The sequence below is a fragment of the Rathayibacter tanaceti genome (genome assembly GCF_001634385.1).
Classification (GTDB): domain Bacteria; phylum Actinomycetota; class Actinomycetes; order Actinomycetales; family Microbacteriaceae; genus Rathayibacter; species Rathayibacter tanaceti.
This window is the reverse complement of the sequence record NZ_LIIN01000120.1, coordinates 1-8,686: the sequence shown is the minus strand read 5'-3', so window position 1 is coordinate 8,686 and position 8,686 is coordinate 1. Positions and strand designations below refer to the sequence as shown.

Here is an 8,686-nt window from a genome sequence, read left to right as displayed (position 1 = left end):
GCGTGTGCAGGCGGGCGCGGGCGTAGTGGGCTCCGTTCAGACGGCGCTGCGCGTCGGCACCGAGGTCGCCGTCCGCACCACCCGCGATCAGGAGGGCCGGCACGGCACTGAGCGCCGCCTCGCCGGTGCGGTCCTCGCGGCTGCCGTGCTCGAGCCAGTCGCGCCACCCGTCAGGGGAGGAACGGCGCAGCTCGGCCCGCACTTCTGCGTCGACCTCGGCCGGGAGCGGAGCCCCGACGTTCTGCTCGACGAACGTGCCCGCCTGCTCCTCGTCGAGCGGACCGTCGGCGACCCACGCGAGCATCTGCTCGCGCCGCTCCTGTGCCATGGGCTCTGGCGAGAGCGGCGAGCCGGCCAGCAGGACGACGCCGGCCAGGCCGAACAGTCCTGAGCGGCCGGTCATCGTGCGGGAGGCGACCAGCGACGCGATCTTGCCGCCGCGGCTGTGGCCCAGAAGTAGCCAGCGGGAGGCGCCGTGCTCGCGGATCCGGCGCACGACAGAGGTCGTCATCGCTTCGAGCGAGGTCCCGGTCGCATCGGGGAGGTCGAGCGCCACCACATCGGCGACATCGGCGAGTGCGGCCGCCAGCGCATCGAAGGCGCGGCCGTCCAGGCCCAGTCCGGGCAGGGCGAAGAGCGTGGGGCGGACGGACACAGGCGTCCTCTCGGATCGGCCGCGCCACGGCGGTGGGGAGCGGGAGGCGTGCGGCGGCGGGGGCCCGCCACCCTCATCCGATCACACCCCGGCCGCGCCCCCGGCCCCTTGCGTCCGCCCGTCCCGCGTGCACCATCCCGAGCCCCTCCCGCTCGCGGTGCGACCGGCGGCGGGCTCACGCAGGAGAGGCGAACACCACGAGGTTGTCCTCGTAGCGGCCCACGGTCCTGTCGTACTCGCCCGAGCAGGTGACCAGCACCAGCTCCTCCTCCAGCGTCGCCCCGAACACCCGGGCGGTGGGGAAGTCGGCTTTCGGATGCGCCTCGGCGGCGGTCACCCGGTAGCGGTGCTCGGAGCCGTCGACGCCGGTGACCACGACGTCGTCGCCCGGAGCCAGTTCGTCGAGGCGGAAGAACACGGCCGGGCCGGAGCGCGAGTCGACGTGCCCGGCGATCACCGTGCGGCCGCTGCCTCCGGGGCGCCCGCCGCCCGAGAACCAGCCGACGTCGTCGTAGTCGACCGGCACCTCCATCGCCCCGTCGGCCTGGATGCCCAGGCCGATCAGCGGCTCGTCGAGCCCCATCGCGGGCGCGGCGATGCGGGCCGGCTCGACACCCAGGGTGCGCTGCACGGCCGGGGCGGCGACAGGGGGTGCGGTTGCGAGGGGCGCGGTTGCAGGAGGCGGTCGGCTCGGGAGGCGTCGACGCCGCGGGCCGGCGGGCCTCCGCCGAGCCCCCCGCGCTTGCGCACCCGCCGAGGAGCAGCACCCCCGCAGAGCGCCGCCGCGACGGTGCCGCTCCTCGAGCGAGTGCCCACGGTCAGGAGGCGGTGCGCCGACGGGCGACGACGACGACGCCGGCTGCTCCGAGCGCCGCGGTCGCGCCGAGGCCGGCCAAGCTCCACGCTCCGGCGTCGTTGCCGGCCGCCGCGGCGCCTCCGCCGGTCTGCAGACCCCCGACGGGGACCTGCGAGAGCTGGCCGCGCACGACTCCTGCCGCGAACGATGCGGTGTGCGAGTCGCCGGCGAAGCCCGCGGGGTCGGCTTCGATCGCCGTGAGCGAGAAACCCGCTCCGGTGTCGGCGCCGTTCGCCTGGATGCCGGTGGTGAACGGACCCTGGAGGCAGCCGGAGCTGGTGCGCGGCCCGTCGCCCACGGGAGCGGGGTTCGGGAACGCGATCCGCGGCGGGCCGGCCTTGCCGACGGCGGCCTGGTGGATGTGGGTGGCGGTCTTGGCCGGGCTCTGGTACTCGCCGGTCACCCCGGTGAGCGTGATGTCGTAGCAAATGATCTCGAGGTCGCTGTTGATGCGGAACGTCATCTCGCCCGTGGCCCCGGGCTGGCCCGGAGTCGCGACGGAGTCGTTGTTCACGACCTGGTCGGGCGTCGCCATCACGGTGAACGCGCTCGTGAAGCTCGACGGCTCGGCGACCTCGGTCTCGGCGTGGGCCGGCGCGGCGGCGAAGAAGGAGGCGGCGGCGACGGCGGTGATGCCGCCGAGGGCGAGGGTCCGGCGGGCGCTCGTGCGGTTCCGGGTGGGGGACGTCTTCGTCATGGTGGAGCCTTTCGTTCGCGGGCGACCGGGTGGGCCCGATGCAGGGGGTACGGCGCGGGCGGGCTCGGCGTTCATCCGATCTGAGAAGATCTTCATGGAGCGGCTCGCGCCTCCCGATGAACGCCGCACCCGCCGCGGCCGTACCCCTCGTCGACGGACCTTCGGTCCTCGAGAGGAGGCGATGTGGCGCAGACGGCGACGGCACCACGACGGGAGGGGCCCGCGATGACCAGGCCCGCCCGCGAGCAGCCGCGCGCCGCTGCTGCGCCCGTGCCCCTGCACGCTCCGGCGCCCGTGCTCGATCTCTCGGCCGCCTTCGACGAGCACGCTCCCGCCCTGCTCGGGTTCGCCATGAACGCCCTCCACGATCGCGGCCTCGCTGAGGACTGCGTGCAGGAGACGTTCCTGCGCGCGTGGCGGTCGCGTGAGAGCTACTCCGCCGAGCGGGCGAGCGCCCGCACCTGGCTGTTCGCGATCGCCCGCAACGTCGTCATCGACGTGCACCGCTCGCTCCAGCGCCTCCCGCGCCTGGTCGCCACCGAGGTCCTGGAGGAGGTGCCGGGCGACGAGCGCGACCCCCTCGAGCCGCTCGCGATGGCGGAGGCGCTCGCGCGGCTCTCGGAGCAGCACCGGCAGGTGGTGGTCGCGATCCACCTCCGCGGCGAGAGCTACGCCGACCTCTCCTCGGCGACGGGCGTGCCGGTCGCGACCCTGCGCACCCGCGCCTTCTACGCTCTGCGAGCGCTCCGCGATCACCTCGCGAGCGCCGACCCCACCGATGAGGAGCGATCGTGACGGACGTCGAGCAGCCCGGGGGCCGCCGCGAGGAACTCCTCGCCGCAGCCCTCGCCGGCGACCTCTCTTCCGAGGAGGCGATCGAGTTCGACCGCTTGCGCGCCGCGGACCCGACGCTCGACCGCGAGCTGGCTTCGTTCGGTGTGGTCCTCGACCGGCTCGGCGGCCTCGTCCGCTGGGACGAGGCCGAGCCCTCGGCGCAGCTGCGCTCGCGGGTGCTGGGCCTCGCTGCTGCGGAGGAGGCGGCCCCGCCCTCCCGACGCGGTCGCCTCGCCCTCGCGGTCGGCGCCGCTGCGGCCTGCCTCGTGCTGGGTGTCGTCGCGGGCTCGGCGTTCCAGGCCGCCGGCGAGCGCCCCGTCACCGGGCCGCCCGGCACCCTCGGCGCGGTCGAGGCGATCGCGTTCGACGAGCGTGCGTCCGGGGTCCGGCTCGACGGTTCGCTGGTCGCGCACACCTGGGGCACCGAGACGATCCTCCGCGGCACCGGCTTCGAGCTCGGTGCGAGCTACGACCTGGTCCTGGTGACGGGCGAGGGGGAGCGCCTGGCGTCGGGCTCGTTCCTGGGCAGCTCCGCCGAGCTCGACTGCGAGATGAACGCGGCCGTGCTGCGCGATGCTGTCGCCGCCGTCGAGATCACCGACGCCGCCGGCACCGTCGTCGCGTCCGCGGCCCTGCCCGCGGTCACCGGCTGAGGCCGGGAGAGCCGCGAAGGCGTGGAGACCGGCTGACGTGTGGAGAGCCGCGAAGGCGTGGACACCGGCCGAAGCGTGGAGACCGGCTGAGGCTCGACCGGCTGAGGCGTCACGAGAGCGCCAGCGACACCGCCAGCACCACCATCACCACCGCGACGCCCGCGTCGAGCACCCGCCACGCCGTCCGACTGCGGAACAGCGGCCGCAGCACCCGGGCGCCGAAGCCCAGGGCCGTGAACCACAGCACGCTCCCGAGCGCGGCTCCGGCCCCGAACCACCAGCGCTCGTCGCCGTGGCTGGCGGCCACCGAGCCCAGCAGCACCACCGTGTCGAGGTACACATGCGGGTTGAGCAGCGTGAGCGCCAGGCAGGTGCCGATCGCCGTGCGGAGCGACGTGGAGGCGCCGGCCGGGTCGCCCTCGAGGGTCCCCGGCCGCAGGGCGCGCCGCGCCGCCAATCCTGCGTAGGCCAGGAGGAAGAGGACGCCGCCCCAGCGGATCACCGCGAGCAGCCAGAGCGCCGACTCGAGGAGGGCGCCGATCCCGGCGATGCCGAGCACGATCAGCGCGGCGTCGGCCACAGCGCAGATCGCGACGACGGCCGGCACATGCTCGCGGCGGAGGCCCTGGCGCAGCACGAACGCATTCTGCGCGCCGATGGCGATGATGAGCGAGAAGCCGAAACCGAGTCCGGAGAGGGCGGCGAGGAGGGGCGGCATGCTCTGACGCTACGAGCGGGGAGAACTGTAGACCAGCTCATGCTCCTTCAGTACCGTAAGCCGTACTGATGTTGACCGACGACCTCGATCTCTCTCGGCTGCGTGCGCTGGCCGCCTCCGTCCGACACGGCTCCTTCGACGCCGCCGCGCGTGCGCTGCACATCACCCCCTCCGCGCTCAGTCAGCGGATCAAGGCGCTCGAGACCGCGGCCGGGCGCGTGCTGCTGGTGCGCTCCCGGCCGGTCGTCGCAACGGAGGCCGGCGCCGGCCTGCTCCGCCTCGCCCGGCAGATCGAGCTGCTCGCCGAGGACGCCGTGCGGGCCCTCGGTGGCGAGGACGCCCAGGGCGCCGGTCCGGTCGTCCTCCCGCTCGCCGTCAACGCCGACTCGCTCGCCACCTGGGTACTGCCGGCGCTCGCCTCCGTCCCCGATGTCGTGGTGGAGCTGCACCGGGAGGACCAGGAGCACACCGCCGCGTTCCTGCGCAACGGCACCGTGCTGGCCGCCGTCACCGGCGAGGCGGAGGCGGTGCTCGGCTGCACCGTCGCGCCTCTCGGAGTGATGAGGTACCGCGCGATGGCCGCGCCGGCCTTCGCCGAGCGCTGGTTCCCCTCCGGCGACCTCTCGGCCCTCGGTTCCGCTCCGCTCGTCGTCTTCGACGAGAAGGACCGGTTGCAGGAGCGCTTCCTCCGCTCCGCAGGCGTCGAGGGCGGCCCTCCGCAGCATCGCGTGCCGGGCTCCACCGACTTCGCCCAAGCGGTCCGCCTCGGCCTCGGCTGGGGGATGCTCCCCGAACTCCAGGCGCCCGTCGGCAGCGAGGGGCTGGTGGCACTCGGCGGCGCTCCCGTCGACGTGCCCCTCTACTGGCAGCAGTGGGCGCTGCGCACCCCGGCCCTCGACGCGGTCGCCGTCGCCGTCGCCTCCGCCGCCCGCGCCCGCCTCCGCCGACCTCTCACGGGGGATGCCGACGAGCGGCGCTGAATGCGCGTCAGGGGAGCCGCGAGCCGGAGCGCCCTCGGCTCCCGTGACGTCCGCTCAACGCCGTCGGCTCCGCGCCCACACGAAGCAGAAAGCAGCCGTCCGTCGCCCCCGGCGGGTGAGGACGACGACGATCCAGAGCAGCGGGTAGGGCAGCACGACCCGCAGTCGCCGCCACGACAGGGGAGCACCGTCGGTCAGCAGCACCCAGTCGAGGAGGGAGAGGGCGGGACGTGCGCCGTGCAGCACGGCGCTGACCCAGGGCAGAGCGGTTCCCGTTCCGGGGACGAGGGCGGGGATCGACACCGGAAGGCTCATGGGGCAAGCCCAGGGGTACCGGTCTCCCCGCTCCCCGAGTACCGGTCTCCCCGCTCCCGGAGCGTGTGTTGCGGTCGCCTCGTCCGCTCGCGTACCCTAGTGAAGTTGCGTGCATCTGCACGCGCTTGCGCGCTGCCCGCCGGGCCGGAGCCCCGGCTCCCATCGAACGGCCGGGCGGTGCGCCGACAAGTGACCTTGGGTGGGTCGGGCGGGGCCTCGTGCCGCGCGTGATCCACGGTAACCACACATGGAGGAACCCATGGCAGCAGTCTGCCAGGTGACCGGAGCCGTCCCCGGCTTCGGGCACGCCATCTCGCACTCGCACCGGCGCACCAAGCGCCGCTTCGACCCCAACGTGCAGAAGAAGACGTACTACGTGCCGTCGCTTCGCCGTAACGTCACCCTGACCCTCTCGGCCAAGGGCATCAAGGTCATCGACGCCCGTGGCATCGAGTCCGTCGTCAAGGACATTCTCGCTCGTGGGGTGAAGATCTAATGGCAAAGCAGCAGGACGTCCGTCCCATCATCAAGCTCCGTTCGACGGCCGGCACCGGGTACACCTACGTGACCAAGAAGAACCGCCGCAACGACCCCGACCGTCTCGTGCTCAAGAAGTACGACCCCGTAGTGCGCAAGCACGTCGACTTCCGCGAGGAGCGCTAAGAATGGCCAAGAAGAGCAAGATCGCCCGCAACGAGCAGCGCAAGGTGGTCGTCGACCGCTACGCCGCCAAGCGCCTCGAGCTGAAGAAGGCCCTCGTCGACCCGGCCGGGACCGACGAGTCCCGCGAGGCCGCCCGCACCGGCCTCCAGAAGCTCCCCCGCAACGCCTCGCCCGTCCGCGTGCGTTCGCGCGACGCCGTCGACGGCCGCCCCCGCGGCAACCTCACGAAGTTCGGCATCTCCCGTGTCCGCTTCCGTGACATGGCGCACCGCGGCGAGCTGCCCGGCATCACCAAGTCGAGCTGGTAGCACTCGCGCAGCGACGCTACCCCGTCGGCTGCGCTCACGAGTGAGGGCCTGCGATCCGATGGATCGCGGGCCCTCGCCCGTTCACCGGAGGGCGCGTCCCAGCTGCGCTGCGTCGGTGGCGAATCCGGCGATAAAATGGCCGGATGACCGAGTCCAGCCTGCCCAGTGTCGCCGAGGTCGCGGCCCTCATCGACCACGCGATCCTCAAGCCCGAGTTCACCCGCGCCGAGGTCGACGCCCAGCTCGACGAGGCGCGCGCGGCCGGCGTCTTCAGCGTGTGCGTCCGCCCCTCCGACATCGCCCACTCTGTCGCGCGGCTCGAGGGCTCAGGTGTCCTGGTCGGCACGGTGATCGGCTTCCCCCACGGCACCACCTCGACCCCCGCGAAGGTGGCGGAGGCGCGCCAGGCGCTCGCCGACGGCGCCTCCGAGCTCGACATGGTCGTCAACATCGGCCGCCTGCGCAGCGGTCTGCTCGAGGACGTCGAGGACGACATCCGCGCGGTCGTCGAGGCGGCCGAGGGTCGCATCGTCAAGGTGATCCTTGAGACCGGCCTCCTCGACGACGAGCAAATCGTCGAGGGCAGCCGGGCGTCCGAGCGCGCAGGAGCCGACTTCGTCAAGACCGCGACCGGGTTCGCCGGCAGCGGTGCCAACGAGCACGATCTGCGCCTCATGCGCGGCGCGGTCTCCGACGCCGTCCAGGTGAAGGCCTCGGGAGGCGTCCGCGACCTCGACACGCTCCTCGCCTACCGCGCTCTCGGCGTCACCCGCTTCGGCACCAGCGGCTCCGCCACGATCCTCGGCGACCTGTCGGCGCGCCTGGCGGGCGACTCCTCCGCCGCCCGTGTCGACTCCGCCTCCTACTGAGCCGGCGATGACTCCCGACCAGCCCGCGGCAGCCGATCACTCGCCGACACGGCCCGGTCCCGTGAGCCGCTGGGTCGCCCGCACGCGGCGTCCGCTCGACGAGACAGCCCGCGCCCTCAAGGAGCGGATCTACGCGACGTTCACCGGTCTCGCCGTGGTGATGATCTACGTGGTCGGCGATCATCCCGACGCGGCGCAGGCACTGCGGAGCCTGGCGATCTCGATCGTCGGGATCTCGGCCGCCGGATTCGTGGCCGAGGTGGTCTCGCACCAGGTCGTGCACGCGGCGACGCCCTCGGGTGCCGAGGTGCGGATCATGCTGCGGATCGCCGCGGGAGCCCTCGCCTCGGCATCCCTCCCCCTCCTCGCCCTCGCGGGGGCGGCGCTGGGCCTGATCGACGCGACCGCCGCCCTGCGGATCGGCGCTGGCGTCTACGTCGCGACCCTCGCCGCGATCGCGCTGATCGCCGTGGCACGAGCGGGGCTCCCCCTGCGGCAGAGCCTGGTCTCGCTGCTCGGGATCGTCGGCCTCGGCGCCCTGGTCGTCGGTGTCCTCGCGCTCGCGCACTGAGGCCGGCCCGCGGAGGGCCCCGCGCGTAGTCTCGGAGCGATGACGTCACGCACAAGAGTCGAGCTCGGCCGCCGAGCGGATCTCGGCGCCGACTGCGCGAACTGCTTCGGCCTCTGCTGCGTGGCCCTGGCCTTCTCCCGCTCGGCCGACTTCCCGGTCGACAAGCCCGCGGGCGATCCGTGCGTCCATCTCGACGGCGAGGACGCGTGCACGATCCATCGCCGGCTTCGGCCGGAGGGCTTCGCCGGGTGCACCGTTTTCGACTGTTTCGGTGCGGGTCAGAAGGTTTCGGCCCAGACCTTCGGGGGCGTCTCCTGGCGAGCGGATCCGGTCGTGCGCGAGCGGATGTTCGCCGTGTTCCCCCTGATGCGCCGCCTGCACGAGCTGCTCTGGTACCTCGATGTGGCGCTCGCGCTCCCCGGCGGCGACGCGGCGCTGCGTCGAGCGCTCGACGAGCGCTTCGCCGCGGTGCACGAGCGGACGCTCGGCGATGCCGAGGCGGTGCTGGCCGTCGACGTGGACGCCGAGTACGGCGCCTCCCGACCGCTGCTGATCACCGCGAGCGCC

At 73.5% G+C, this 8,686-nt stretch carries 13 protein-coding genes and 1 pseudogene; 9 read left to right on the top strand and 5 right to left on the bottom strand.

All coding sequences use genetic code 11. From position 1 onward, the window contains the following. From ACH61_RS12580 to ACH61_RS12570, 3 genes are all read right to left on the bottom strand, one after another. Positions 1-655: alpha/beta fold hydrolase (locus tag ACH61_RS12580; protein ID WP_153038865.1), on the bottom strand; the 655-nt coding region annotated here is incomplete at its 3' end. 175 nt (positions 656-830) lie between these two features. Next, entirely contained in the window at positions 831-1,286 is a 456-nt protein-coding gene (locus tag ACH61_RS12575) for a class F sortase (protein ID WP_236713676.1), read from the bottom strand. A 187-nt stretch (positions 1,287-1,473) separates the two neighbouring features. Continuing rightward, complete coding sequence (locus ACH61_RS12570) at positions 1,474-2,208, bottom strand: CHRD domain-containing protein (RefSeq protein WP_068212498.1); 735 nt, start codon at positions 2,206-2,208, stop codon at positions 1,474-1,476. A gap of 225 nt (positions 2,209-2,433) precedes the next feature. Here ACH61_RS12570 and ACH61_RS12565 point away from each other — a divergent pair, with 225 nt between their 5' ends. Next, on the top strand, positions 2,434-3,003 hold the full coding sequence (locus tag ACH61_RS12565) for a sigma-70 family RNA polymerase sigma factor (RefSeq protein ID WP_068212495.1): 570 nt from the start codon (positions 2,434-2,436) through the stop codon (positions 3,001-3,003). Continuing rightward, positions 3,000-3,695: a hypothetical protein gene (locus ACH61_RS12560; protein WP_068212494.1), complete on the top strand. Its 696-nt coding sequence runs from the start codon at positions 3,000-3,002 to the stop codon at positions 3,693-3,695. The genes ACH61_RS12565 and ACH61_RS12560 overlap by 4 nt, the downstream gene beginning before the upstream one ends. Positions 3,696-3,804: 109 nt before the next feature. Here ACH61_RS12560 and ACH61_RS12555 read toward each other — a convergent pair whose 3' ends face one another. Beyond that, positions 3,805-4,413 carry a LysE/ArgO family amino acid transporter gene (locus ACH61_RS12555; RefSeq protein ID WP_068212493.1) on the bottom strand — a complete coding sequence of 203 codons (609 nt, stop codon included), beginning with the start codon at positions 4,411-4,413 and terminating at the stop codon, positions 3,805-3,807. 68 nt (positions 4,414-4,481) lie between these two features. Between ACH61_RS12555 and ACH61_RS12550 the strand changes: the two genes are divergently transcribed. Beyond that, positions 4,482-5,393, top strand: coding sequence for a LysR family transcriptional regulator ArgP (locus ACH61_RS12550; RefSeq protein WP_068212492.1), 912 nt, complete (start codon positions 4,482-4,484; stop codon positions 5,391-5,393). A gap of 54 nt (positions 5,394-5,447) precedes the next feature. On the opposite strand, the gene ACH61_RS12545 is transcribed toward ACH61_RS12550, so the two are convergent. Then, the gene (locus ACH61_RS12545; RefSeq protein ID WP_132505038.1) at positions 5,448-5,708 is read right to left on the bottom strand and encodes a hypothetical protein; all 261 of its coding nucleotides are present in this window, start codon (positions 5,706-5,708) and stop codon (positions 5,448-5,450) included. Between the two features lie 259 nt (positions 5,709-5,967). On the opposite strand from ACH61_RS12545, the gene rpmB reads away from it, so the two are divergent. From rpmB to ACH61_RS12515, 6 genes and pseudogenes are all read left to right on the top strand, one after another. Beyond that, on the top strand, positions 5,968-6,204 hold the full coding sequence (gene rpmB / locus ACH61_RS12540; RefSeq protein ID WP_055786157.1) for a 50S ribosomal protein L28: 237 nt from the start codon (positions 5,968-5,970) through the stop codon (positions 6,202-6,204). Continuing rightward, positions 6,204-6,371, top strand: a complete 168-nt coding sequence (gene rpmG / locus ACH61_RS12535) for a 50S ribosomal protein L33 (protein ID WP_027692168.1) — start codon at positions 6,204-6,206, stop codon at positions 6,369-6,371. Before rpmB ends, rpmG begins: the two co-directional genes overlap by 1 nt. A gap of 2 nt (positions 6,372-6,373) precedes the next feature. Beyond that, positions 6,374-6,679 carry a 30S ribosomal protein S14 gene (rpsN, locus tag ACH61_RS12530; protein WP_068212490.1) on the top strand — a complete coding sequence of 102 codons (306 nt, stop codon included), beginning with the start codon at positions 6,374-6,376 and terminating at the stop codon, positions 6,677-6,679. A gap of 143 nt (positions 6,680-6,822) precedes the next feature. Beyond that, the gene (deoC, locus tag ACH61_RS12525; protein WP_236713675.1) at positions 6,823-7,548 is read left to right on the top strand and encodes a deoxyribose-phosphate aldolase; all 726 of its coding nucleotides are present in this window, start codon (positions 6,823-6,825) and stop codon (positions 7,546-7,548) included. Positions 7,549-7,609: 61 nt separating this feature from the next. Beyond that, positions 7,610-8,119: a hypothetical protein gene (locus ACH61_RS12520; RefSeq protein WP_153038863.1), complete on the top strand. Its 510-nt coding sequence runs from the start codon at positions 7,610-7,612 to the stop codon at positions 8,117-8,119. 39 nt (positions 8,120-8,158) lie between these two features. Further along, positions 8,159-8,686 (top strand): annotated as a pseudogene (locus ACH61_RS12515) (pentapeptide repeat-containing protein); the annotation flags it as partial.